The following is a 25,652-nucleotide window of genomic DNA, read 5'->3' on the forward strand; positions in this document are numbered from 1 at the left end:
ATCATGACAAAAGCTACGAAAATGACAGGCAAAGAAAAAGCAGCTATGCTAATGATTTCCATTGGTCCAGAGGCAGCTGCTCAAATATATAAACAGTTAAGTGAAGAAGAAGTAGAGAGACTAACATTGCAAATTTCGCAAATTCGTAAAGTTGAAAAAGTCATTCAAGATGAGGTTGTCGGTAAATTTTATCAACTTCTCTTAGCACAGGATTATATTACGCAAGGAGGCATTGGTTACGCAAAAATGGTGTTAGAACGGGCGCTCGGTCAAGAAGAAGCTATGGATATTATTCATCGCTTAACCTCTACATTGCAAGTAAGGCCGTTTGATTTTGCTCGGCGTGCCGATCCTGCCCAAGTGCTTAGCTTTATCCAAGATGAGCATCCGCAAACAATTGCCCTCATTTTGTCTTATCTTGATGCAACGCAATCAGGGCAAATTCTCTCTGAATTACCTCCGGAAATGCAAGGTGATGTTGCTAGACGAATTGCGGTTATGGATCGAACATCGCCAGAAATTATTAACGAAGTGGAACGGATTCTAGAAAGAAAATTATCCGCTACGGTACATAATGATTTTACGCAAGCAGGTGGTGTCGAAGCCGTTGTAGACGTCTTAAACGGAGTAGATCGAGCAACGGAAAAAACGATTTTGGACGCTTTAGAAGTTCAGGATCCGGAGTTGGCAGAGGAAATTAAGAAGCGGATGTTTGTATTTGAAGATATTGTAATTCTCGATCATCGTGCGATTCAACGTGTTATTCGTGAAGTACAAAATGAAGATCTCATTCTAGCACTTAAAGCTGCTAGTGAAGAGGTGAAAACGCTTGTATTTCGCAATATGTCTGAGCGGATGGTGGAAACATTTCAAGAAGAGATGGAATTTATGGGACCTGTCCGTTTGAAAGATGTAGAAGAAGCACAGTCTCGAATTGTGGCTACTATTCGGCGCTTAGAAGAAGCGGGGGAAGTTGTTGTCGCTCGAGGTGGAGGAGAGGATGTCATTGTGTAAAATTATTAAAGCCTCAGAAATTAATCATACAGCTTCTTTTAAGCCTGTTCATCTTCATCAACTGCTCTACGCAACAGCGTTTGCGCAAGCGGATGAAGAAGACTGCTCTACACGTTTGATGGAGGAAGCGCTTCAAGCAAAAAAAGAAGCAGATGTATATAAAGAAGAGTTGCAAAAGCAACATCAAGCAGAAGTGGAGTATGAGAAACAACAAGTGCAAATTGAAATAGAGCAATTACGTAAAGAAACACGACAACAGGCGTATGAAGAAGGAGTAAGCCAAGGACAAGCGGAAGGTCGTGCGCATTATGATGAAGCACTACAACAAGTCAATAAGCTTACACAATTAGCACAGAAAGAGTATGAAAGTCATATCGAAAAAGCGACACCGATAATTATAGAGCTTGCTGTTGAGTTAGCGCAAAAAGTAGTCGGTGCCTCATTTGAACAAGATGAGCAAACATTCGTTTCTGTTCTGAAGCAACTTTTATTGGAATTAAAAATGAATCACGCTATTCGCTTGTATGTGCCGGTTTCTTGGTATGAAGCAACGCTTTGTGCAAAAGAAGATTTAGAAAGTGTGCTGGAGAAAAAAGATACTTTATCGCTTTATCCAGACGAACAGTTACAAGGAAATGATTTTTACGTGGAATATCCCGGTGGGAAGATTGAAGGTGGGCTTGATCGCCAGTTACTACAACTGAAAGAAAAATTGCAAGAATATGTTGAGGAGCACAACCATGAACGTGCCGGCATTAAAAACAATTATACAAAAAAGTAATAGCTATAAATATTATGGCAGAGTGACAAAGGTTGTAGGGTTAACGATTGAATCATCTGGCCCGCGTGCCTCCATTGGTGATCTTTGTTATATCCATCTTGGGGATAATCACCAAAAAAAGGTGAGTGCAGAAGTGGTTGGTTTTCATGAAGATCGCGTATTGCTTATGCCTTTTGCACCCATTAAAGAAATGGCAGTAGGTAGTCTCGTAGAGGCGACCGGTCAGTCTGTTTCTATTGGTGTTGGACCCGCTTTAATTGGTCAAGTTATTGATGCATTAGGGAAGCCGTTAGATGGTGTTTCATTAAAAGGGCTCGTAAACGTCCCAACAGATCAAGAACCGCCAAATCCCCTTTCAAGACCGAGAATTAAAGAGGTTATGTCTGTTGGTGTTCGCTCTATTGATAGTGCATTAACTGTTGGAAAAGGTCAAAGAATGGGTATTTTTGCTGGAAGTGGTGTTGGGAAAAGTACGTTACTAGGTATGATTGCACGAAATTCAATGGCTGACGTCAATGTAATTGCTTTAATCGGGGAACGCGGTCGTGAAGTAATGGACTTTATTGAAAGAGATCTTGGAGAGGAAGGGCTCAAGAAGTCTGTTGTAATTGTCGCAACGTCAGATCAGCCAGCACTTATGCGCCTAAAAGGAGCCATGACAGCAACAGCAATCGCTGAATATTTTAGAGATTGTGGCATGAATGTCATGCTGATGATGGATTCGGTTACACGCTTTGCGATGGCGCAACGAGAAATTGGCTTAGCTGTAGGAGAACCACCTACAACAAAAGGGTATACACCATCTGTGTTTGCTTTATTGCCTAAATTGTTAGAGCGGTCAGGGATGAGTGAGCATGGATCCATTACGGCATTTTATACGGTGTTAGTTGATGGAGATGATATGAATGAGCCCATTGCGGATAGTGTTCGCGGCATTTTAGATGGTCATATCGTACTAGATCGTTCCCTCGCCCATAAAGGTCAATTTCCAGCCATTGCGCTATTAAAAAGCGTTAGCCGTGTGATGAATGACTTGATTGACGCTACGCATAAAGAGGCAGCCGCCAGTCTTCGCAAGCTGTTAGCTACGTATTTAGAGGCAGAAGATTTAATTACCATTGGAGCTTATAAAAAAGGATCATCAGCTTCTGTTGATCACGCTATTAAACAGCATCCAAAAATTATTTCTTTTTTACAACAAAGTGTAGATGAGCCTGCTGATTTTTACGAGACACTTCATCGTCTACTTCAAGAGTTTGGGGGAGAAACAAGTTCATGATCTTTGAATTTAAAATGGAAAAATTATTAAGACTTAAAATTCGTGAAAAAGAACAAGCAGAAGTGAGCTATGCGGCGAGTGTCGATCGCTTTGAAGAACTAGCACAAACACTTTTTCAATTATTAAAGCAACGAGAGCGGATTGAAGAGCATTCTTCACATCAGTTTCGTCAAAAAGTCGTTATTAACGAATTGCAACAAACGCAACGCTTTCTGCTTTCCTTATCACAACGAATTGCTGATTTACATGAGCGCGTATTACATGCACGTAGAGAAATGAATGAGGCTCAGCAATGGTTAGTTGAAAAAACAACAGACGTGAAAAAACTAGAAAAATTAAAAGAAAAACGAGAAGAAGTTCATAAAGAACACATTCGTCTTTATGAAATGAAAGAAAGTGATGAAGTAGCCGTAAGACGTTATATCAACGTATAAAAAGGAGTGGTTATTTGGAGAAGAAAGGTGTAGCTCGTCGATTTCTTCTTTCCATTGTCTTCTCACTTCTGTTCCTTTGCCTTTCATTAGGCTTGATTTTATCCTTCTTAGGTTGGAATGTGTGGGAGGACGTTAAGAAAAACGTTCCTTTATTCTCTTCATCGGTTACAGCGCAAGACGATCATGATGAGACAAAAGACAATGAGGCGTATTGGAAGAAGAAAGATGCAGAGCGTGAAAAAACAGTGAGTCAATTGAAGCAAGCGATGACTAGTAAAGACGAAGAATTACAAAAAATGAAGACGCAACTAAAGCAGCTACAATCAGAAAAAAAGAAAGAAACGAAAAAAGTCATAAAAGAACCCCACGTAAATACAACGCAACTAGCTAGCTGGTACGAGACGATGTCTCCCAAAAAAGCTGCGGTTATCTTTGAAAAAATGAAACTAAAAGAAGTAAAACAAGTATTACATACGTTAGATGATGACGTATCGAGTGCCATATTAGAAAAAATGTCGCCAACACAAGCAGCAAAGCTAACAGCCATGATGAATAAAAAATAGTGAAATAGGAGGAAAGCTCATGGAATTGGCAAACGGTGTGGAAGTGCTTTTTCGAAAACAAGCGATACCAGTTACGACAAAAAAGGAAGAAAACGCGTCATTGCTAGCATCCTTTCATAGCTCACTTCAGGCTGCTACTTCAAAAGAGGAAGAGCAGGAGCAATCGGGAACGTTTGAGGAAGAAGCGCAAAGAGTGATTGAAGCGTGCAATGAGTGGTTGGAAGAAATTTCTCACTTGTCAGATGGTGAACGCATGCAAGCTTTTGAAGAGTATAGCGCCTTATTTTTCTCCTCACAAAAGGGAGGTGATACTAATCCTGTAACAAGCGATGATCAACCGTTAACTGCTGTTCAAGAAAAAGCGCTTCACGTTTTTCAGCTACTTGCTGGCTTACACCAACAATACAGTGGCTATGAGCGAGGTAATCAATGGCGACAAGAAATGGTTCACAGTCAGGAGTCGACCGTAAATGACATTTTAACGCAAATGCAACGTTCTTTGACACAGCTCATGGATCAAAGCGGGAGAACCGAAGAGAAGAATGCGAAGGGTGTTTTATTATCCGAAATGCTAAGAACCTTTTTGGAACAAGAAACGGTCAGATTACAAGCTCCAAAACAAGAAGCAACCATTATGTTAGATGCGCTTCGAGAAGCACGTCTCCCTCGGTTTGTAAAGGAGATGGAGGGAGGAAATAACCTAAATAGCGTGATTTCCGAAGAAACAAACGAAGAAAAACAGTTATCTATGTCTCGTTTACGCGACAAGCTTTCCATCGAAGCCCTCTCGCGTTCCTTTAGTTCATTAAGTGGTCCAGCAGTAATGACTGAAAAGGCTGTCACGAATGAGCAACGTATCTTTTTAGCCATGATGAAGGGTGAAACCGAAGTAAACAGAGCTTCATCTCAAGAGAATAAAGGAATAGGTGCGGTCTCTACTACGGTGGATTTAGCAGGTCAGCTGACATCTTCTAGTGATCAAGAGCCATTTTTCTCGGAAAAAATACTGCAAGAAAAGGCTGGTCTATCGACACTGCGTGATGAGAGGTTAACAGACTTTTCAATGCCACGCGTTCTCAGTATGGAAGGTGTAGCCCTAGGTCGGATAAATAGGGATGAATCCTCATCATCCCCGCTTTTGCGCACGGTGCTTCGAGATCTACAACAATGGACAATGCAACAACACATGAACGCTGAGATCGGCGAACCTTTAACGGCCCTTCGCATTAGGCTAACACCGGAAGCGCTCGGAACCCTTTCAATAGAAATGATGAAAGAAAACGGGAAATTGTTCGCTAAGATTGTCACTACTTCTAGTGGCGCAAAAGAACTAGTAGAAGCCAACATTCATGTATTAAAGTCGGCGTTTCAAGAGAGCGGTACAAGGATTTCCGAAGTTGTCGTTCAAGAAGAAACGGGGACAACGCCGCAACCATTTAACGATCATCGTTCCAAGCAAGAGCATCGAGAGAACCAAGAGCAACGAGAGGAACGCAAGGTGGAAACTGATTTTTTACACGTATTAATGGAAACGACACAGGAGGAGAGTGACATATGAATATAAACATTAACAATGATTTACTGTTACCAACTACGAAAACAGCAGCTCCAAAAGCTACTCTCGGTAAAGATGAGTTTCTGAAACTACTAATGGTACAGCTTAAAAATCAGGATCCAGCGAGCCCAATCGACGATAAACAATTTATTTCCCAAATGGCCACATTTACCTCATTAGAACAGCTAACGAATTTAAATCAATCGATGAAAGCATTGGCTGATAGCACGTTGATTGGCAAACAGATCAAATATCAAAAAGAAAATGGCACTCCTACAGAAGGTGAAGTGAAAAGTGTGTTATTTAAAAATGGCGCGACACAACTGCAATTGAAAAATGATGTCGTTATTGAGCGCAATCAACTTCTTCAAGTGATGTAGTTTTTGTTTTTTTATATGGTGTAAATCAAAGAGGGGGATAAGAGATGTTACGTTCACTGTATTCAGGAATTAGCGGAATGAAAAATTTTCAAACGAAATTAGATGTGATTGGAAATAACATTGCTAACGTCAATACCTATGGTTTTAAAAAAGGAAGAGTAACCTTTAAAGATTTAGTCAGTCAGCAACTTGCACAAGGTACGGTCGGAACGAATCCGAAGCAAGTAGGCCTCGGCTCTGGCGTTGCAACGATTGATACAGTGGATACACAAGGTAGTCCACAAACGACTGGCAGGCCGCTTGATGTGGCAATTGAAGGAGATGGTTACTTTCTTGTGCAGTCACCTGGAGGCAACTTTTTAACGCGTGCGGGTAATTTTTACTTAACGCCAGACGGTGACGAGCGCAAACTCGTTACAGCAGATGGGTATGCCGTACTTGATGTTGACGGTGCAGAAATCAAAATTCCAAAAGAAGCAAAAAGTTATAGCATTGGATCAGATGGATCGGTAACTATTGTGACGGATACGGGTACAACGAGCGATCAAAAACTGGGACTTGTCACCGTGCCAAATCCGGGTGGCTTAGAAAAAACAGGAAGTAACTTATATCGCATTGGTCCTAATTCTGGTGAACATTCTTCTCCGGCATTAGTCCCAGGAAGTGGTGGAGCGGGCAAACTCATAAGTGCTTCTCTCGAAATGTCGAACGTAGATCTATCCGAAGAATTTACGGAAATGATTGTAGCGCAACGTGCTTTTCAGTCAAATACAAAAATTATTACAACGTCTGATGAAATATTACAAGAGCTTGTTAATTTAAAACGATAAGAAGGTGAGGAGACCGGAGTGAACGGCAACGATTCATTCCGGCAACGTCATGATTGAATTAACAAAACTAAATGGTGAAACGTTTACATTACATGCTGTATGGATTGAACATATTCAAGCGTTTCCGGATACGACAATTACGCTTACATCGGGAAAGAAGTTCGTAGTTTTAGAGAAACCAGAAGAAGTGAAAGCTCGTGTCATGACATTCTATCAAACAGCCTCTCCCTATTCGACCTGCTTACATCCCCAAAAGGAGGAAAGTAAATGAGCGCAGAATCAATGCCCCCCAAAAAGCGAAATGGCTTGTTTATAGTAGTTATTGCAGTGCTTATCGCTAGTGGCGCAATGCTTTATTTTCTCTTTTTTAACGAGAAAGAGAAAGCCTATGGAAGCGATCCAGGGGCTGAGGATCTTGCCCAGCTAACTGTGGAGACGAAGGAAATTATTACAAACCTAAAAGACCAATCGTATATTAAAACAAAATTCCGATTCCAAACAGATACGGCGGAAGCGAAAGAAGAGCTAGAACAACGCCTTTTTCAAGTAAATCATCTTGTCATTTATGAATTAGCTGCTTTCAATCGTAAAGAGCTTCAAGGACAGCAAGGAATAAGTAAGCTTGAAGAACGTTTAAAACGACAAACAGCTCAACTTCTGCAAAAAGGCTCCATTCAAAAAGTGTATACGGTTGAAAAGGTTGTTCAGTAAGTAACAACCCACAAGGAGAAGAGAAATGACAGAAGTATTATCACAAAATGAAATTGATGCGCTACTTTCTGCGATTTCAACCGGTGAAATGGATGCAGAAGAGCTAAAAAAAGAAGAAAACGAGCGACGTATAAGAACGTATGACTTTAAGCGAGCGCTGCGTTTTTCTAAAGATCAAGTAAGAAGTATTACGCGCGTACATGAAAATTTTGCTCGTTTATTAACAACCTATGTTTCTGCTCAATTGCGAACCTATGTGCAAATATCTGTTGCTTCAGTCGACCAATTGCCTTATGAAGAATTCATACGTTCGATCCCAAGGATGACGATTTTAAATCTATTCGAAGCCGCGCCTTTACCTGGACGCCTTTTAATAGAAGTAAATCCGAATATTGCCTATAGCATGTTAGACCGCTTATTAGGAGGGCATGGGACGAGTGTCAATAAGGTAGCTTCGTTAACAGAAATAGAAACAACCATCCTTTCACAGTTGTTTCGTGGCTCGTTATCAAGTTATCAAGAAGCGTGGAGTACGGTCGTAGATATAGAGCCGACAATGCTTGATTTTGAAGTGAATCCACAGTTTTTACAAATGGTTTCTCCGAATGAAACCGTCGTTGTTATTTCATTAACAACAACGATCGGCGAAACAAGTGGCATGATGAATGTTTGTTTACCACATGTTGTATTAGAACCGGTTATGCAAAAACTATCGGTTCATTATTGGATGCAGCATCAGAAGAAAACGCTAGAGCCAGAAGAACAAGATTGGATACAAGAACGAATTAAACGTTCAGATCTAGCAATAATTGCTGAATTAGGTCGCTCTACGATGACTGTTCAAGATCTTATGGAATTAACAGAAGGTGACGTGCTGTTGTTAGATCAAAAATTAACTGCGCCGCTTTCTGTGTATGTAGATGAAAAGAAAAAGTTCCTGGCTCAGCCGGGAAGAGTCAACCGGCAGCTCGCTGTGCAAATGCTTGTTGATTTAAAGGAGGAATAAGGCATGCTATCTCAAGATGAAATTGATGCATTGCTTGCAAAAGAAGAAGCGGTGAGTGAAGGAATTGAACATTACTTAACAGGAATGGAACAAGATGCGCTCGGAGAAATAGGGAACATTTCTTTTGGTAGTGCGTCAACAGCGCTTTCAGCATTGCTACATCAAAAAGTCCAAATTACAACGCCAATGGTTTCTATTATTGAAAAGAAAAATTTAGAGGAAGAATTTCCAACGCCTCACGTAGCTGTCAAAGTAGAGTACGTTGAAGGAGTAGAAGGAACCAATTTACTCGTCATTGAAACGAAGGACGCACAAATTATCGCAGATCTTATGTTAGGTGGAGATGGGAGGAATCCTGCTGAAACATTCGGAGAACTCCAACTTAGCGCCGTAGGTGAAGCGATGAATCAAATGATGGGATCGGCTTCGACATCCCTTTCGACTATTTTTCAAAAGAAAGTCGATATCTCGCCTCCTACCATTGAGAATTTAAATGCGAATATTCCATTTCCTGTAGATGAAGATATTCTTATTAAAGTATCCTTTCGATTGAAAATTGGTAGTTTAGTAGATTCAAGCATTATGCAACTGATTAAAGTAGATTTTGCGCAACTGCTCGTTAAAGGACTGCTGCAAAGACAGGAGTCGGCTGCAACAGTTGAGGCTGTTATGCCGACAACGCACGAGTTACCGCCTAAAGAAAGTGTAGCCGTTCAGTCCGCTGTATTTTCTCCGTTTCATGAAGAAACGGTTGTTGTGCAGGAGCAAGAACCTTCGATTGAACGACTGCTTGATATTCCATTGCAGTTAACCGTCGAATTAGGAAGAACACGTCGTACCATTCAAGAAATATTAGAAATGGCTCCAGGTTCAATTGTGGAGCTTGATAAGTTAGCTGGTGAGCCGGTAGATATTTTAATCAATCAAAAGCTCGTAGCTAAGGGAGAAGTGGTTGTCATTGATGAGAATTTCGGCGTGCGCGTAAATGAAATTGTGAGCCGTAAAGCCCGTTTAATGAACTTAAAATAAATAGATTTTTTGGAGGAGAGAGAAGGATGAGTAAACGTATTTTAGTCGTTGATGATGCAGCTTTTATGAGAATGATGATTAAGGATATTTTAATTAAAAATGGCTATCATGTGGTGGGAGAAGCCGCTGATGGTGCTGAGGCTGTTGAGAAATATAAAGAGCTAATGCCTGACTTAGTAACTCTTGATATTACAATGCCAGAAGTGGATGGAATTGCGGCGTTAAAGGAAATTCGTAAGCACCATTCTGACGCTAAAGTGATTATGTGCTCAGCGATGGGGCAACAGTCTATGGTGATTGATGCCATACAAGCAGGAGCAAAGGATTTTATCGTAAAGCCATTTCAGGCAGATCGCGTAATTGAAGCGATTTCGAAAACGTTGAGCTAATGTTCTGATGGTGATGATAAAGAACAAGCTGTATATAAGCTTGCTTTGCCTTTTCATCGTGTGTGTAGGCGTAGTAAGTCCGCGCGCTGTCATAAAAGCAGAGGCAGCGTGTCTTACCGTTTACGAATGTACAGATCATGCGAAGGAAAAAGAAGACAAGCAGACTGGAGCATTAGAAGAGCAGTCAACGAAAGATCTTTACGGCAATGGTTTTGTAGCGATGTTTAAAGTAATTGCCGCACTAATTTTTGTAATTGGTTTATTGTATGGCGTATTAAAGTTTTTAAAAAAACGTAGTAAAGGCTTTAAAGAAAAGCAAGGAATGAATACGTTGGTCGGTGTAGGTTTGGGTGGTAATAAGTCCATCCAAGCAGTGAAAGTCGGTTCAGCAGTTTTTATCGTCGGTATAGGTGAAAATATTACGTTGTTAAAAGAAGTAGTAGATCCTCAAGAAGTTGAGCAATGGTTGCTCTCTCCAAATCGTACGCAAACGACAACCGAGAGGCCTCATTCATTCTTTGGGCGCAAAGGTAAAAAAGGACCATCACGCTTCTCTGTAGAGCTAAAAACACGTCTTCGGCAAATAAATGATGAGCGATCATCATTTGTTCAAAAGCTGTCAAAGGAAGGGAAAACGCATGAACAATCTACTGCCAAAGATCAATCTTGACTTCCTTAACGGCGCTAGTGGCTCTACTGAAACGACGATTCAGCTATTACTCTTATTGACGATTCTTTCGGTTGCACCGAGCATTTTACTGCTAATGACGTGTTTTACACGCATTGTGATTGTGCTGTCTTTTGTAAGAACTTCATTAGCCACCCAACAAATGCCTCCAAACCAGGTGCTGATCGGCATTGCATTATTCTTAACGATTTTTATTATGGGCCCTACGTTTTCTCAAATAAATCACGATGCTGTAAAACCACTTATTGACGGCAAGATTACGCAACAACAGGCGTATGAAAAAGGCGCTAAACCGTTAAAAGAATTTATGACAAAGCATACGAGAGAAAAAGATTTAGAGCTCTTTTTAAACTATACAAAAGCAAAAAAACCAGCGCATGTAAATGATATTCCGATGCGTGTGCTCGTTCCGGCCTATGCCATTAGTGAATTAAAGTCAGCGTTTCAAATGGGTTTTATGATTTTTGTGCCATTTCTCGTTATTGATATGGTCGTAGCAAGTATTTTAATGGGGATGGGCATGATGATGTTGCCACCCGTTATGATCTCGTTACCTTTTAAGCTACTGCTATTTATATTAGTCGATGGCTGGTATTTAATCGTAAAATCCTTGCTATCAAGCTATGGATAAGAAGGTGTTTGGATGAATGCAGAAATGGTTATCTCCATCGCGGAAAAAGGTGTATATACCACACTGATGGTTGCTGGTCCGCTCTTGTTGCTTGCTTTGGTTGTTGGTTTGCTTGTTAGTATCTTTCAAGCTACAACGCAAATTCAAGAGCAAACACTTGCCTTTATTCCTAAAATAGCAGCTGTGCTCATTGCGTTGATCTTCTTTGGACCATGGATGCTAAGCGAGATGGTGACATTTACATATGATATTTTTAATAACTTGGAACGATTTGTAGGAGCGTAAAAGAATGATTGAAACGCTACCAGCTATATTGCTTGTTTTTATACGTATTTCTGTTTTTTTGGCAACGGCGCCTGTGTTTTCCTATCGAACGATCCCTGTGACCTTTCGCTTAGGTGGTGCAGGATTTCTAGCGGTAATTGTAGTGATGACGATGGGGGCACCCCACATTCCACTATCGCTTCATTTCATCGTTGCTCTCCTTTTGGAGGGATTGATTGGAATGTTGCTCGGTTTACTTGCTTCCTTCCTATTATATGGTGTTCATATTATCGGAGGTTTTCTGGATTTACAAATGGGTTTTGCCATTGCGGGAGTGATTGATCCGCAAACAGGTATCCAAACACCGCTAATGGGGAAGTATTTATATCATTTTGCCATGCTATTGTTGTTTATAACGAATGGACATTACATGTTACTCGATGGCATCTTTTATAGCTATCAGTTCGTACCCATTGGCGGTCATGTAGACCTTTCAGCGGGTGAAGTGGCAAATTATGCGGTTACGGTTTTCACAGCCATGTTTCTCATCGCTTTTCAATTGGCCATGCCCATTGTCGGAACGCTTTTTCTCGTTGACCTTGCATTAGGTATTGTAGCGAGAACGGTACCGCAAATTAATGTATTTGTAATTGGTTTGCCATTAAAAATTCTTGTTGCCTTTGTCATTTTATTATTGGTCTTACCCCTCTTTTTTTCTGGCATACACATGTTAAGTCGCGAAACAGCGAGTGTAATGCGACATTTGCTTCAACTATTACAGGAGAACTTACATGAGGTTACAACTTGATCTTCACTATTTTTCAGGAGAAAAAACGGAACAAGCAACACCGAAAAAACGAGAAGAAACGAAGAAAAAAGGACAAGTAGCCAAAAGCGCGGATCTTAATGCTGCAGCTACGTTGTTAGCAAGTTTTTTAGCACTTCTATTATTCGGTGAAAGTATGGCTGAAAAGATGATGAATCTATTGCGGGTTTTATTAAGTAAAGGTTTAGTATTACAGCCGACGGAGGAAAATGTTCATCTGCTATTTGCAAATCTTGTTAAAGATGCAGTAGTAGCCATTGCACCGGTGTTAGTCATGGTGATGGTTGCTGGTATTCTCGCTAATTATTTACAAATAGGCTGGCTTTTTTCAATGGAGGCGATCTCGATGAAATGGAATCGTTTAAATCCATTGCAAGGTGCCAAAAAAATCTATTCATTGCGAGCACTCGTTGAATTAGTCAAATCGATGCTGAAAATTAGTGTGATTGGTGGCGTAACGTTTTTCATTATTTACCGAAAAAAAGAAGAACTTATGAAGCTTTCGCAAGTAAGTTTAAAATCCTCACTTAGTAGTTTCGGAGAACTAATCTTTGAAATGGGGTTATTTGCTTCCATTCTTATGTTGCTCGTAGCCTTACTAGATTATATGTATCAAAAATTTGATTTTGAGAAAAGCATTCGCATGAGCAAACAAGAGATTAAAGATGAACATAAAAAAATAGAAGGCGATCCAAAAATCAAGGCAAAGGTGAAAGAAAAGCAGCGTCAGCTTGCCATGCGACGCATGATGCAAGATCTCCCTAGTGCAGATGTAATCATTACGAATCCAACGCATTATGCAATTGCCTTGAAATATGATGAAACAAAAAGGGACGCTCCCTATGTGATCGCCAAAGGGCTAGATTTTGTTGCTCAAAAAATGAAAGAAGTTGCAAAAGCACACAATGTAACGCAAGTAGAAAATCGCCAACTGGCACGTACGTTATATAAAGAGACAGAAATAGGTGATAGCATCCCAGAAGATCTCTTTAAAGCGGTGGCAGAAATTCTTGCGTACGTGTATCAATTGAAAAAGAAAAAGTAATGAAGGTGAAAGAGGAGAGAAGCGTTACATGAAAGCAAGAGATTTAAGCGTGCTATTAGGTGTCATTATGATTATCGTCATGTTAATTATCCCCTTACCAACATGGATGCTTGATTTTTTTATCATCATTAATATTACACTGGCGCTCATCATTATCTTAATCGCAATGAATATGCAGGAGCCGCTTCAATTTTCAATATTTCCTTCGTTGCTCCTTCTGGTTACGTTATTTCGACTCGGTTTGAATGTATCGACGACAAGGTCCATTTTAGGAAACGGAAAAGCGGGAAATGTGGTCCATACATTCGGAGAGTTCGTTGTCGGAGGAAATATATTAGTCGGAATTGTGGTTTTCTTTATACTCGTAGTCATTCAATTTATCGTCATTACAAAAGGATCGGAACGTGTTTCTGAAGTAGCGGCGCGCTTTACGTTGGATGCTATGCCTGGAAAACAGATGAGTATCGATGCCGACTTAAATGCAGGGATGATTTCCGATCAAGAAGCAAGACATCGACGCAACAAAGTAGAGAGAGAGTCTGATTTCTATGGAGCGATGGACGGAGCGAGTAAGTTTGTAAAAGGTGATGCGATTGCTGGCATTGTCATTGTATTTATTAATATGTTGTTTGGCATCATTATCGGAACCACACAAATGGGCTTTGATTTTGCAAAAAGCGCACAAACGTTTACGTTATTAACAGTTGGAGACGGGCTCGTCTCTCAAGTGCCTGCACTAATTATTTCAACAGCCACCGGGATTATCGTTACACGCGCTGCATCAGAAGGCAATTTAGGATTTGACGTTTCCAAACAATTGTTAGCGTATCCAGACATGTTAGTAGTAGCCGGTGGAACCATTATCGCGCTAGGGTTATTTACGCCCATTAATGATCTCGTTACCCTTCCAATTGGTGGAATAGTTGCTGCCGGTGGTTATGTACTTCGAAGAGGAGCAGCTAAGAAAAAAGCGGAAGAGAAAGAGGAGAAGGAAATAGCGATTGAACCGATGAAAAGTCCTGATAGCGTCATGCCGTTATTGCAAGTTGATCTTATCGAATTTCAATTTGGATATGGATTAATTCCACTCGCTGATTCTTCACAAGGAGGCGATCTCCTCGATCGCATCGTGATGATTCGTCGCCAATTAGCCTTAGAGCTTGGCATTGTCGTTCCTGTTGTGCGCATTCGCGACAATATACAACTTCAACCTAATGAATATTGTATGAAAATTAAAGGAACAGAAGTGGCGAGAGGGAAATTAATGCTGTCTCGTTTTCTCGCCATTAGCTCAGGTATTGATGAGGACAGTATTGAAGGTGAACCGGCTATTGAACCTGCCTTCGGACTCGATGCCTTATGGATAGAGGAGGGCAAAAAAGAGCAGGCTGAACAGCTCGGTTATACCGTAGTTGATCCACCATCTGTTGTATCGACGCACATAACAGAAGTTATTCGTAGGCATGCTCATGAACTTCTCGGTCGACAAGAAACGAAGCAGCTGCTTGATTATATGAAAGAACACTATCCGTCGTTAATAGATGAAGTGACGCCTGATCCATTATCGATTGGAGAAATACAAAAAGTATTAGCGAAGCTATTAAAAGAAAAAATTTCCATTAAAAATTTACTTGTTATTTTTGAGACGCTAGCAGACTTTGGAAAATTATCCAAAGATCTTGATTTGTTAACAGAGTATGTACGTCAAGCGCTTTCTCGGCAAATTTCACAACAATATGCAAAAGTAGGGGCGTCCTTACCGGTATTAACGTTAGGAGCGGAAGTAGAGAAACTAATTGCAGAACATGTGCAGCAAACAGACTATGGAAATTATTTAACGTTAGAACCGGGAGATTCACAAGCAATCTTTGCGGCGATTGAGAAGGAAATAAGCCGCAATGTCGGTGTGATGACAGAGCCAATCTTACTATGTTCACCAGCAGTTAGGATGTATGTTAGACAACTAGTAGAACGCTACTTACCTCATCTTGTCGTTCTCTCTTATAACGAATTGGAGCCAGATGTGGAAGTACAATCAGTAGGTGTGGTACAACGATGAACATAAAAAAATATAGAGCTACTACGATACAACAGGCGCTTGAAGCGATTGCGAGTAAAGAAGGAAACGAAGCAGTTATTTTATTTAATCGTGACGTTTATGACGGAGGATTTCTCGGCTTTTTTACAAAAAAGCAAGTTGAGGTAACGGTGTTGGTTGATGATGATCATGAAGCGGCAACCGTCAATGAGAAGCAGTGGAACGATTATAAGGAGTGGTTAGTGCGACTTGAAGAAAGTGGATTAGCACAGTCGCTTTGTTGCGAAATAGAAAGAGTCTTACTGCCATATGTAAGAGGCGACTCTTCACATTCAATCGAACACTTGCTTTTTCAATGGTTTTTGGAGCAATTAGATCATCAAGTACGAAGTTTTCAAGCAAAAACTCGCTTTTTATTTTTTAGTGGACCGTCTGGAGGTGGGAAAACAACGTGTATTGCGAAAATCGCTGCACACGAAGTTTTAACAAAAGGTACAAACGTGGCACTCATTACAACCGATACGAGGCGGGCAGGAGCCATTCAGCAATTAAAAGTGTATAGTGATGCATTGCACATTCCATTTCAAGTTGCGTACTCTGAAGACTTTCTACAAAAGGCGCTCCAACGATTTGCATCGTATGATCTCGTGTTAGTGGATCAGCACAGTGAGCAAGCTGTGCTGTTTCCGAATGAAACGTTCAATATGAGCGATGACGTGGTAGTAGAAAGCGCGAATATTTTAGTAGTTCCAATGACTTCTAACTATAAAGATGTAAAACAAGTCTTAAAGGCTTACCAAGGAAGGCAACCCCTTCAGATGGTGATTACAAAGGTGGATGAAACGGTCTCACTAGGTTTGCTGCTCAATCTGATGATTTTACATAAGCTTCCTGTAATGTATATGACGAATGGACATTCCATACCAGAAGACTTATTTGTACCTTCTCATACATCGATTGTCTCTCTTTATTTGCAGCAATGTAAACAACAGCCTCCTTCTATGAAGAGGAATACGTAAAAAAAGTGTATAAAAGACAATAGTTGGTCTAAAGAAATAGCCTTTTTTTACCGATAAAAATAAGAGTACCTTAACAAGCAATGGGAAAGAAGGCTTTTGGGAGAGGAGTCTGTAAATGTGGAAAATGAAGCTTACTTAGCACTTTTTATTGAAGAAAGTAAGGAACATGTGCAACGGCTAAATAATCAGCTATTGCTGTTAGAGAAAAATCCTGAAGATTTGGAGACTATTAAGGAAATTTTCCGTTCAGCTCACACGCTAAAAGGAATGGCGGCTTCCATGGGCTTTGAACATTTAACCGCGTTAACACATGCGCTAGAAAATATTTTAGATGCACTTTTAAACCAAGCGCTAGACGTGTCACAAGAAGTAGTAGATGGTTTATTGACTGCATGTGATGTTTTAGAAGATATGATCAGCTCCATAGAGGAAGGGCACGAAAACCCGCACGATATTTCCGGAATTGTCGCAATGTTAGAAGAGATTGCAACCGCTCAACCTCAAGAAACGTTGAGAAAAAGTGTAAACATTCAGCACGCAGATTCTCAACGAGGTGAGGGAGAAACGTTATATGACGTGCGCGTATCCTTAAGTGATGATTGTGCGTTAAAAGCGGTGCGTGCTTACATGATTGTCCAGGCGTTAGAAGAGGATGGGTACATTGTTGAAGCGAATCCACCTCTTGAAGCAATGGGAGGACGATTTCAAGAGAAGGATCTCTCGTTTCTTTATCGTACAAAGCAGAAAGAAAGTGAGATTAAGAACAGACTAAACAGTATTTCTGAAATAAAGGCGATGGTTGTCCATCCGCATTCCCAAAGTGACGGAACGCCGAAAAAAGGAGATAAAACAAGCCCTACTAAAACAATTCGAGTGAGCATGGAACGCTTGGATCATTTAATGAATTTATTTGAAGAACTTGTTATTGATCGAGGCCGACTTGAGAAAATTGCGCTTGATGTAGAGCATGTGGAGTTACAAGAAACAGTAGAACGGATGTCACGTATTTCCTCTGATTTGCAAGATATCGTGCTAACGATGCGGATGGTACCTATCGAGCAAGTTTTTAATCGCTTTCCGAGAATGATTCGAAGTTTAGCGAAAGATTTAGGGAAAAAAGTGCAATTAACGATAGAGGGTGAAAGTACAGAGTTGGATCGAACGGTCATTGATGAGTTGGGCGATTCACTCGTTCACTTATTAAGAAATAGCATGGATCATGGCATTGAATTACCTCACATTAGGCAACAACAAGGAAAAAAAGAGCATGGAACCATTTCTTTAAAAGCCTATCATAGCGGCAATCACGTCTTTATTGAGATTAAAGATGATGGCGGGGGTGTGCGGTACGATCATGTGTCGAAACGAGCTGTTGAGCGAGGAATTGTCACCCAAAAAGTCGCTGATGACATGACAGAGCAAGAAATTGCACAATTATTATTTTCACCAGGATTCTCAACGGCAGAAGTTGTTTCTGACGTATCGGGAAGAGGGGTTGGTTTAGACGCAGTGAAATCGAAAATTGAATCGCTTGGAGGCGCTGTGTCACTTGTTTCCAAACAAGGAGAAGGAACGCATTTTTTTATTCAGCTACCGTTAACGCTTTCCATCCTTTCCGCACTGCTTGTTGTTTCTGATGAGCAAATTTATGCGATTCCACTATCATCGGTTATTGAGACGGCCTTCATTGAGCATCAAGATATTCGCAGTATTCATCATAAGCGAGTGATGGATTATCGAGGAACCATCATTCCGTTGCTCTTCTTAACAGATATTCTCTCACCTTCATCCCTACAAAAAAAGATTGCACAACGCTCTTTCGTTGTCATCCTAAAAAAAGGTGCTTCATTGATTGGTGTTGTTGTTGACTTTTTTATCGGTCAAAAAGAAATTGTCTTAAAGTCATTGGGTCACTATTTATCCGGTGTATTTGCCATATCGGGAGCTACAATCTTAGGAGATGGGCAAGTGGCGCTCGTTCTAGACGCCAATTCATTAATGAAATAAGAGGAGGTCTACAATGAGTGAAAATGAAATGAAAATTATCGTTTTTTTATTAAGAAATGAAGAGTACGGCGTAAATGTTGAGCAGGTACGCTCGATTGAACGCATGCTGCCTATTACACGCGTTCCGAGAACGCCGGCTTTTGTTAAAGGAGTCATCAACTTACGAGGTGTTGTCACACCTGTGATCGATTTACGTGAACGATTTCTGTTTGAAAAAAACGAAGTAACAGATGAAACGCGGATTATTATCGTTTCTGTCCAAGAGTTAGAAGTGGGTCTTGTTGTGGATGCAGCGAACGATGTGATAGACCTTCCACTGCGAGAGATTGTGGCACCACCTGAGCTGATCTCTGGGGTGGCAGCCAAGTATTTATCGGGTGTCGCTAAATGGGAGGAGCGTTTGCTCGTTTTATTAAATCTTGAAGAAGTATTAAATCAGGAGGAGTTACATGCCCTTCATGATGCAGATTTTTCTTACTCCTAAACAGAGCGCTACTAATGGATCTAGAGAAGCGCGGGTCAGAAATAACGAAGCTGCTCGTATGTTTATGAGGTTCACACGTGATGTCTAATACAATCAATATCGGAATGGCTGAAATGGCGATCGTAACGTCGCCTCATTGTGTGCAAACAATGGGACTGGGCTCATGTGTGGGCATTGTTCTTTATGATTTATCACAGCAAATTGCGGGCATGGCGCATGTTATGTTACCGCATGCTGCGCTCGCTTCTCGGCAAACGACATTAGTAGGAAAATATGCAAATACAGCCGTTGTAGCGCTCGTTGAACAGCTTTGTGATCAACGTGCAACATTGTCGCGCCTGCAAGCAAAAATGGCAGGTGGGGCAGAGATGTTTCAGTTTACGTCTCAAGATCATATGCGAATCGGTCCGCGAAATGTCGAGGCCTTAAAAAAAGAGCTTCAAAAGCTAAAGATTCCTCTTGTGGCAGAAGATACGGGAGGTCATCATGGTCGTACGATTGCTTTTCAACCTGCAACAGGAAAGCTGTTTATAAAAACGATAGATCAAGGAGCGACCGTACTGTAAAGCGGCGCTATCGGATAAAGGAGGGAGTAGGATGATATCTTCTACTTCAATTAAAAAAGAACAAGCAACATGGAATAAATGGTTAACAGAGCGAGATCCAGAAGCGGGCGATGCGTTATTGCGCTTTTATATGCCCCTTGTGCAATACCATGTCCAACGAATTGCCTCGGGTCTTCCTAAAAATATAAGTCGTGATGAGCTGAAAAGTTTAGGAATGCATGGTTTGCTTGATGCATTAGAAAAATTTGAAGTGTCTAGAGATTTGAAATTTGATACATATGCTTCCTTTCGTATTCGCGGAGCGATTCTCGATGGTCTACGCAAAGAAGATTGGTTGCCACGCTCCCTTCGTGAAAAATCAAAACGAATTGAAGCGGCGATAGAGCAGTTAGAACAACAAAATTTACGTACAGTAACGGCCGAGGAAGTTGCTGAAGAAACAGGTTTTTCAGAAGATGAAGTCACCACCATCTTAACAGAAAGCTTCTTTGCTAACATTCTTTCAATTGATGAAGAGAATAAAGAAGGAGAAAGTAAAGATAAGTCTTCTTTTACAATTGAGGATAAAAAATCAATTGCTCCTGAAACGGAAATGGTTCAAAAAGAACTTCATGCCGAACTGGCCGACATGATTATGACCTTAACGGAAAAAGAACAACTCGTTGTTAGCTTGTTTTATTATGAAGAGCTTACTTTTACAGAAATAGGTCGTGTGCTAAGTTTATCCACGTCCCGCATTTCACAAATTCATTCAAAAGCGCTATTTCGCTTGCGTCAAGTCTTAAAAAAATACGTATGATGCATGAAAAGAAAAAAAGGAGAAGGTCTGTATGTGGCTTGTCCTAAGCGGGATTTTGCATCTTATTTGTTTATATTGCTTGATTTTATTATGGCAAAAGCAATCGATCACCAATACGGTTGTGAACGATAACGTGCATGTAAAACAAGAAATGGAAGAACTATTAGCTCTTTATATAGAAGAAATGAAAGATCAAAATGACGCGTTAAAAACACTGATCCGTCCATCAGACGTCGATTTTGTAGAAACGCCTAAAAAATCATACGAAGAACAAGTATTACATTTGGCAAAAAAGGGGCATACTGCTTTAGAAATCGCTCAACTGTTACAAAAGGGCGAAGGCGAGGTGGCCTTTTTACTTAAAGTGGCACAAACTTAGAAAAAAAGCATGTAGAGATCCATCATTTTTTCACCAATTATATTTTTTCTTGCTACTTGTTGTAGATGTATGGTATATTTATTTTCGGTGTTAATCACACACGTCTGTAGATTTAGCTGACGGTGCTACAGAAATGTAGTTTCGGCTAAAGAAGACGCAGGCGGAGGAAAACAAAAACCATCAGGAGGTGCCATTATGGCAGTCATTTCAATGAAACAACTATTGGAAGCCGGCGTACACTTCGGTCATCAGACTCGTCGCTGGAATCCAAAAATGTCTCGTTACATCTTCACAGAGCGTAACGGCATTTACATCATCGATCTTCAAAAAACAGTTAAAAAAGTTGAAGAATGTTACAACGTAATGAGAGAAATCGCTGGAAACGGTGGAAAAATTCTTTTCGTTGGAACAAAAAAACAAGCACAAGACTCTGTTAAAGAAGAAGCAGAACGTTCTGGCATGTATTTCATCAACCAACGTTGGTTAGGTGGAACACTTACAAACTTCGGAACAATCCGCAAGCGTATTAACCGTCTTAAAGAGCTTGAAAGAATGCAAGAAGATGGAACATTCGATGTTCTTCCTAAGAAAGAAGTTATCATTCTTAAGAAGGAAATGGATCGTCTTGAAAAATTCTTAGGCGGTATTAAAGACATGAATGGTCTTCCTGATGCATTGTTCATCGTAGACCCACGTAAAGAGCGTATCGCTGTAGCGGAAGCTCGCAAGTTGAACATTCCGATTATCGCGATCGTGGATACTAACTGTGATCCTGACGAAGTTGATCACGTGATCCCTGGTAACGATGATGCAATTCGTGCAGTTAAACTTCTTACTGGTAAAATGGCTGATGCTATTATCGAAGCTAACCAAGGCGGAGAAGAGCAAGAAGTGAAAAACGACGAAGAAACATCTGCATAAGCAATATAAACAGAAGGGTGATGGAGGGGATATACCCTTTGTCACCCTTTTTTCATGAGCACACAATGGCTACATAAATCAAAGGAGGAATTACAATGGCAGTTACAGCTCAAATGGTAAAAGAATTGCGTGAAAAAACAGGCGCAGGTATGATGGATTGCAAAAAAGCACTTACAGAAACGAATGGTGATATGGAAAAAGCAATCGATTTCCTACGTGAAAAAGGAATTGCGAAAGCTGCGAAAAAAGCAGACCGTATTGCTGCAGAAGGTCTTACTTCTGTAATTGTAGACGGAAACAAAGCAGTTATTCTTGAAGTAAACTCTGAAACAGACTTCGTTGCAAAAAACGAAAACTTCATTTCACTTATTGATGTTATTGGCAAACACTTATTATCAGTGAATGTAGCAACTGTTGAAGAAGCACTTGAAACAAAAATTGAAGGTGAAGGCGTTACAGTTAACGAATACTTAAATAACGCAATCGCTAAAATTGGAGAAAAAATCTCTCTTCGTCGTTTCCAAGTAGTAGAAAAAGACGACAATGCAGCATTTGGTTCGTACCTACACATGGGCGGACGCATCGGCGTTCTTTCTGTAGTAGAAGGAACAACTGACGAAGCAGTTGCGAAAGACGTAGCAATGCACGTTGCAGCTGTTAACCCACGTTACATTTCTCGTGACGCTGTTGGTGAAGAAGAAGTAGCTCATGAGCGTGAAGTATTAACGCAACAAGCTCTTAACGAAGGAAAACCTGAGCAAATCGTAGCAAAAATGGTTGAAGGTCGTCTTGGTAAGTTCTTCGAAGAAATTTGCTTAAATGATCAATCTTTCATTAAAGATCCAGACCAAAAAGTTGGTAAATTTGTAGCAGCTAAAGGTGGAACTGTGAAAGCATTCGTTCGTTATGAAGTAGGCGAAGGTATGGAAAAACGCGAAGATAACTTTGCAGAAGAAGTTATGTCTCAAGTTAAAAAGTAAGTAGAACAACAAATCGGGGAGCACAGTGTGTTCCCCTTTTTAAAAAAAAAAGAAACGTTACACAATTGGTGATGAATACGGAGGGAATTATGAGTACTTCAAAATATAAAAGGGTTGTCCTAAAATTGAGCGGAGAAGCACTTGCAGGCGGTAAAGATAGCGGAATTGACCCCGAGGTTGTCCACTCGATTGCCAATCAAGTAAAAGACATTGCTGACCTCGGTGTAGAGGTTGCTGTCGTAGTCGGCGGAGGAAACCTGTGGAGAGGCAAAACCGGAAGTGAAATGGGCATGGATCGCGCATCTGCTGATTACATGGGCATGCTTGCTACGGTTATGAACTCGTTGGCGCTTCAAGACAGTCTAGAAAATATCGGGGTTCAAACGAGAGTTCAGACTTCTATCGAAATGCGTCAAGTAGCTGAACCGTATATTCGAAGAAAAGCAATTCGTCACCTTGAAAAACAACGCGTGGTTATTTTTGCAGCAGGTACAGGAAATCCTTACTTCTCAACAGATACTACCGCAGCCTTACGTGCCGCTGAAATTGAAGCGGAAGTTATTTTAATGGCAAAAAATAACGTTGATGGTGTTTATTCAGCTGATCCGACAATTGATGCGACAGCCGTTAAATATGATCGTCTTTCCTACCTCGATTTATTGAAAGATGGTCTGGCTGTAATGGACACAACAGCATCGTCACTATGTATGGATAATGATATACCGTTAGTTGTTTTCTCGATTATGGAAGAAGGCAACATTAAACGAGCTGTTCTTGGCGAAGACATCGGAACGACGATTAGGGGGAAATAATCATGGCAAAAGAAATTTTAGCAAATGCTCAAGAGCGTATGAAAAAAGGAATTTCAGCATTTCAGCGTGAACTAACGTCTGTTCGTGCAGGACGTGCTAATCCTTCACTGCTAGATCGTATTACAGTAGATTATTATGGTGCGGCAACACCACTTAATCAAATGGCTGGTATCACGGTTCCTGAAGCGCGTTTACTCGTTATTCAACCGTATGACAAAACGGTCCTTGGTGACATCGAAAAAGCCATTCAAAAATCCGATTTAGGATTAACAACATCGAATGATGGACAAATCATCCGCATTGCTATTCCAGCGTTAACAGAAGAGCGTCGTAAAGAGCTAGTAAAGCTCGTTAAAAAATACGGTGAAGAAGCGAAGGTTGCTTTGCGTAACGTGCGTCGTGATGCAAACGATGAATTGAAAAAAGCGGAAAAAGACGGTGAAATTACCGAAGATGAACTACGCCGCTATACAGAAGATGTTCAAAAGCTAACAGATAAGCACATTAGCGAAGTAGATCAAGTGGCTACAAATAAAGAACAAGAAATTATGGAAGTATAATTGCTTTCCTTGTAAAATAAAATAAGAAAAGCCCTCTTTATACAGGGGGTTTTTTTGTTAAGTCTGGATTAAATGGGGGCTTTGCCATGCTTGACAGAATCGCATTCTGGAAAAAAGATGATAAATCGGCAGTTGAAGTAAACAAAGAATTGATACCAGCTCATATAGCGATTATTATGGATGGAAACGGGAGATGGGCGCGGAAAAGAGGACTGCCTCGAATTGCGGGTCATCATGAAGGAATGAAAGTCGTAAAGAAAATTGTAAAGCACGCAAGCCGCCTCGGTGTAAAAGTGTTAACACTTTACGCGTTTTCAACCGAAAATTGGAAACGTCCGCGTGATGAAGTTGATTTTCTTATGAAGTTACCTGGGGAATTTCTCAGTAGCTTTCTTCCGGAATTGATTGAAGAAAATGTTCAAGTTCAAATTATGGGCTATAAAGAAGTCTTACCAGTACATACCGTTAAGGCGGTAGATGAAGCCATTGAGAAAACGAAAGAAAACACAGGCCTTATTTTGAATTTTGCCTTAAACTATGGAAGTCGAAGTGAAATTACTTCCGCCTTACAACACATTGCAACGGACGTTCAAAACGGTGAGCTTTCAGCAGCTGATATTAATGAATCATTAATACAGCGCTACTTAATGACAGCGCACTTACCAGATCCCGACCTGTTAATACGAACGAGCGGTGAAGTTCGTTTAAGTAACTTTATGCTGTGGCAGCTTGCCTACAGTGAGTTTTGGTTTACGGATGTTAATTGGCCGGATTTTTCAGGAGAACATTTAAATCAAGCGATCTATGACTTTCAAAATCGCGGCCGACGCTTTGGCGGTGTATAATAAAAGGAGGATCTATGAAACAGCGTATTATTACAGGCGTTATTGCAGCAGCTTTTTTCATAGGAATTACAGTATACGGAAAGTTACCATTTGCTCTTGTTATTATTGCACTTGCACTGATTGGAGTCTATGAGCTACTCCGCATGAAAGGTATTTCAGCGCTTTCTGCACCAGGATTGATTGGCTTTTTATTAACAATTGGTTTTGTCATTCCTTCAAATTGGAAACACGTTGTCTTTTTGCATCTTTCTACTTCAGAATTCCTTATGATTGGTCTATTGTTACTGTTATTTGTAACGGTAGCTTCAAAAAATTCATTTACTTTTGATGGTGTAGGATTCGTTCTGCTATCTAGCTTATATGTAGGATATGGGTTTTATTATGTATATGAAACACGCATGATGGATCATGGATTAAGTATTTTATTTTTTATCTTATTTATGATTTGGGGAGCAGATTCAGGTGCTTATTTTTTCGGAAAAGCTTTCGGGAAACGCAAGCTATGGCCTGTTATTAGTCCGAATAAAACCATAGAAGGAGCATTAGGTGGCATTTTTGTCAGTCTCGTTGTCGGCTTCGTTTGCTACTTTGTTCATTTTATTCACTTTTCATGGCTAACCGTTTTAGTCATGGCACTCATGGCTGGTATATTTGGACAAATTGGTGACTTAGTACAGTCAGCATTTAAGCGTCATTATGGTGTGAAAGATTCTGGGAATATCCTTCCAGGTCATGGTGGTATATTAGATCGAATGGATAGTTGGTTATTTGTGCTTCCATTGCTGCATGTGCTTCACTTGCTTTCATAGAGAAACAG

The 25,652-nt window shown here is 40.5% G+C and carries 31 protein-coding genes; all 31 read left to right on the forward strand.

What is annotated here, in order from left to right:
• Nucleotides 1-3 precede the first annotated feature (3 nt).
• The 31 genes from fliG (at nucleotide 4) to A374_RS12460 (ending at nucleotide 25,644) form a co-directional block, all read left to right on the forward strand.
• Nucleotides 4-1,014, forward strand: a complete 1,011-nt coding sequence (gene fliG / locus A374_RS12310) for a flagellar motor switch protein FliG (RefSeq protein WP_007202541.1) — start codon at nucleotides 4-6, stop codon at nucleotides 1,012-1,014.
• Complete coding sequence (fliH, locus tag A374_RS12315; RefSeq protein WP_007202542.1) at nucleotides 1,001-1,795, forward strand: flagellar assembly protein FliH; 795 nt, start codon at nucleotides 1,001-1,003, stop codon at nucleotides 1,793-1,795. Before fliG ends, fliH begins: the two co-directional genes overlap by 14 nt.
• Entirely contained in the window at nucleotides 1,755-3,074 is a 1,320-nt protein-coding gene (gene fliI / locus A374_RS12320) for a flagellar protein export ATPase FliI (protein WP_007202543.1), read from the forward strand. Before fliH ends, fliI begins: the two co-directional genes overlap by 41 nt.
• Nucleotides 3,071-3,508, forward strand: coding sequence for a flagellar export protein FliJ (gene fliJ, locus A374_RS12325; RefSeq protein WP_007202544.1), 438 nt, complete (start codon nucleotides 3,071-3,073; stop codon nucleotides 3,506-3,508). The genes fliI and fliJ overlap by 4 nt, the downstream gene beginning before the upstream one ends.
• A 14-nt stretch (nucleotides 3,509-3,522) precedes the next feature.
• On the forward strand, nucleotides 3,523-4,071 hold the full coding sequence (locus A374_RS12330) for a MotE family protein (RefSeq protein WP_007202545.1): 549 nt from the start codon (nucleotides 3,523-3,525) through the stop codon (nucleotides 4,069-4,071).
• 19 nt (nucleotides 4,072-4,090) lie between these two features.
• Nucleotides 4,091-5,629: a flagellar hook-length control protein FliK gene (locus A374_RS12335; RefSeq protein ID WP_007202546.1), complete on the forward strand. Its 1,539-nt coding sequence runs from the start codon at nucleotides 4,091-4,093 to the stop codon at nucleotides 5,627-5,629.
• Nucleotides 5,626-6,006: a flagellar hook assembly protein FlgD gene (gene flgD, locus A374_RS12340; RefSeq protein WP_007202547.1), complete on the forward strand. Its 381-nt coding sequence runs from the start codon at nucleotides 5,626-5,628 to the stop codon at nucleotides 6,004-6,006. Before A374_RS12335 ends, flgD begins: the two co-directional genes overlap by 4 nt.
• 44 nt (nucleotides 6,007-6,050) lie before the next feature.
• Nucleotides 6,051-6,836, forward strand: coding sequence for a flagellar basal body rod protein FlgG (flgG, locus tag A374_RS12345; protein WP_007202548.1), 786 nt, complete (start codon nucleotides 6,051-6,053; stop codon nucleotides 6,834-6,836).
• 49 nt (nucleotides 6,837-6,885) lie between these two features.
• On the forward strand, nucleotides 6,886-7,107 hold the full coding sequence (locus A374_RS12350) for a flagellar FlbD family protein (protein ID WP_007202549.1): 222 nt from the start codon (nucleotides 6,886-6,888) through the stop codon (nucleotides 7,105-7,107).
• Nucleotides 7,104-7,547, forward strand: coding sequence for a flagellar basal body-associated FliL family protein (locus A374_RS12355; RefSeq protein WP_007202550.1), 444 nt, complete (start codon nucleotides 7,104-7,106; stop codon nucleotides 7,545-7,547). Before A374_RS12350 ends, A374_RS12355 begins: the two co-directional genes overlap by 4 nt.
• 25 nt (nucleotides 7,548-7,572) lie before the next feature.
• On the forward strand, nucleotides 7,573-8,553 hold the full coding sequence (gene fliM, locus A374_RS12360) for a flagellar motor switch protein FliM (protein ID WP_007202551.1): 981 nt from the start codon (nucleotides 7,573-7,575) through the stop codon (nucleotides 8,551-8,553).
• A 3-nt stretch (nucleotides 8,554-8,556) separates the two neighbouring features.
• Nucleotides 8,557-9,582 carry a flagellar motor switch phosphatase FliY gene (fliY, locus tag A374_RS12365; protein ID WP_007202552.1) on the forward strand — a complete coding sequence of 342 codons (1,026 nt, stop codon included), beginning with the start codon at nucleotides 8,557-8,559 and terminating at the stop codon, nucleotides 9,580-9,582.
• A 26-nt stretch (nucleotides 9,583-9,608) separates the two neighbouring features.
• Entirely contained in the window at nucleotides 9,609-9,971 is a 363-nt protein-coding gene (locus A374_RS12370) for a response regulator (RefSeq protein WP_007202553.1), read from the forward strand.
• Between the two features lie 7 nt (nucleotides 9,972-9,978).
• The gene (locus A374_RS19565) at nucleotides 9,979-10,641 is read left to right on the forward strand and encodes a flagellar biosynthetic protein FliO (RefSeq protein ID WP_007202554.1); all 663 of its coding nucleotides are present in this window, start codon (nucleotides 9,979-9,981) and stop codon (nucleotides 10,639-10,641) included.
• Nucleotides 10,610-11,290 (forward strand): flagellar type III secretion system pore protein FliP, encoded by a 681-nt coding sequence (fliP, locus tag A374_RS12380; RefSeq protein ID WP_007202555.1) that lies wholly within the window; start codon nucleotides 10,610-10,612, stop codon nucleotides 11,288-11,290. Before A374_RS19565 ends, fliP begins: the two co-directional genes overlap by 32 nt.
• A gap of 12 nt (nucleotides 11,291-11,302) precedes the next feature.
• Entirely contained in the window at nucleotides 11,303-11,575 is a 273-nt protein-coding gene (gene fliQ / locus A374_RS12385) for a flagellar biosynthesis protein FliQ (RefSeq protein ID WP_007202556.1), read from the forward strand.
• Nucleotides 11,576-11,579: 4 nt separating this feature from the next.
• On the forward strand, nucleotides 11,580-12,362 hold the full coding sequence (fliR, locus tag A374_RS12390; RefSeq protein WP_007202557.1) for a flagellar biosynthetic protein FliR: 783 nt from the start codon (nucleotides 11,580-11,582) through the stop codon (nucleotides 12,360-12,362).
• Complete coding sequence (gene flhB, locus A374_RS12395) at nucleotides 12,346-13,425, forward strand: flagellar biosynthesis protein FlhB (protein WP_007202558.1); 1,080 nt, start codon at nucleotides 12,346-12,348, stop codon at nucleotides 13,423-13,425. The genes fliR and flhB overlap by 17 nt, the downstream gene beginning before the upstream one ends.
• A 28-nt stretch (nucleotides 13,426-13,453) precedes the next feature.
• On the forward strand, nucleotides 13,454-15,484 hold the full coding sequence (gene flhA, locus A374_RS12400) for a flagellar biosynthesis protein FlhA (RefSeq protein WP_007202559.1): 2,031 nt from the start codon (nucleotides 13,454-13,456) through the stop codon (nucleotides 15,482-15,484).
• Nucleotides 15,481-16,482, forward strand: a complete 1,002-nt coding sequence (locus tag A374_RS12405; protein ID WP_007202560.1) for a flagellar biosynthesis protein FlhF — start codon at nucleotides 15,481-15,483, stop codon at nucleotides 16,480-16,482. The genes flhA and A374_RS12405 overlap by 4 nt, the downstream gene beginning before the upstream one ends.
• A gap of 117 nt (nucleotides 16,483-16,599) precedes the next feature.
• Nucleotides 16,600-18,489, forward strand: coding sequence for a chemotaxis protein CheA (locus A374_RS12410; RefSeq protein ID WP_007202561.1), 1,890 nt, complete (start codon nucleotides 16,600-16,602; stop codon nucleotides 18,487-18,489).
• A gap of 13 nt (nucleotides 18,490-18,502) precedes the next feature.
• Nucleotides 18,503-18,973 carry a chemotaxis protein CheW gene (locus A374_RS12415; RefSeq protein ID WP_007202562.1) on the forward strand — a complete coding sequence of 157 codons (471 nt, stop codon included), beginning with the start codon at nucleotides 18,503-18,505 and terminating at the stop codon, nucleotides 18,971-18,973.
• An 80-nt stretch (nucleotides 18,974-19,053) separates the two neighbouring features.
• Nucleotides 19,054-19,539, forward strand: coding sequence for a chemotaxis protein CheD (locus tag A374_RS12420; protein ID WP_007202563.1), 486 nt, complete (start codon nucleotides 19,054-19,056; stop codon nucleotides 19,537-19,539).
• A gap of 31 nt (nucleotides 19,540-19,570) precedes the next feature.
• Entirely contained in the window at nucleotides 19,571-20,338 is a 768-nt protein-coding gene (locus A374_RS12425) for a FliA/WhiG family RNA polymerase sigma factor (protein ID WP_007202564.1), read from the forward strand.
• 31 nt (nucleotides 20,339-20,369) lie between these two features.
• Nucleotides 20,370-20,717, forward strand: coding sequence for a DUF6115 domain-containing protein (locus A374_RS12430; RefSeq protein WP_007202565.1), 348 nt, complete (start codon nucleotides 20,370-20,372; stop codon nucleotides 20,715-20,717).
• Nucleotides 20,718-20,912: 195 nt separating this feature from the next.
• The gene (rpsB, locus tag A374_RS12435; protein ID WP_007202566.1) at nucleotides 20,913-21,638 is read left to right on the forward strand and encodes a 30S ribosomal protein S2; all 726 of its coding nucleotides are present in this window, start codon (nucleotides 20,913-20,915) and stop codon (nucleotides 21,636-21,638) included.
• 95 nt (nucleotides 21,639-21,733) lie between these two features.
• Nucleotides 21,734-22,618, forward strand: a complete 885-nt coding sequence (gene tsf / locus A374_RS12440; RefSeq protein WP_007202567.1) for a translation elongation factor Ts — start codon at nucleotides 21,734-21,736, stop codon at nucleotides 22,616-22,618.
• An 89-nt stretch (nucleotides 22,619-22,707) separates the two neighbouring features.
• Nucleotides 22,708-23,430: a UMP kinase gene (pyrH, locus tag A374_RS12445; protein WP_007202568.1), complete on the forward strand. Its 723-nt coding sequence runs from the start codon at nucleotides 22,708-22,710 to the stop codon at nucleotides 23,428-23,430.
• Nucleotides 23,431-23,432: 2 nt separating this feature from the next.
• Nucleotides 23,433-23,990 carry a ribosome recycling factor gene (gene frr, locus A374_RS12450; RefSeq protein ID WP_007202569.1) on the forward strand — a complete coding sequence of 186 codons (558 nt, stop codon included), beginning with the start codon at nucleotides 23,433-23,435 and terminating at the stop codon, nucleotides 23,988-23,990.
• An 86-nt stretch (nucleotides 23,991-24,076) separates the two neighbouring features.
• Nucleotides 24,077-24,835 carry an undecaprenyl pyrophosphate synthase gene (gene uppS / locus A374_RS12455; RefSeq protein WP_007202570.1) on the forward strand — a complete coding sequence of 253 codons (759 nt, stop codon included), beginning with the start codon at nucleotides 24,077-24,079 and terminating at the stop codon, nucleotides 24,833-24,835.
• A 14-nt stretch (nucleotides 24,836-24,849) separates the two neighbouring features.
• Nucleotides 24,850-25,644, forward strand: a complete 795-nt coding sequence (locus A374_RS12460) for a phosphatidate cytidylyltransferase (protein ID WP_007202571.1) — start codon at nucleotides 24,850-24,852, stop codon at nucleotides 25,642-25,644.
• The last annotated feature ends 8 nt before the right edge of the window (nucleotides 25,645-25,652 follow it).

Source organism: Fictibacillus macauensis ZFHKF-1 (assembly GCF_000269865.1).
Lineage (GTDB): Bacteria > Bacillota > Bacilli > Bacillales > Fictibacillaceae > Fictibacillus_C > Fictibacillus_C macauensis.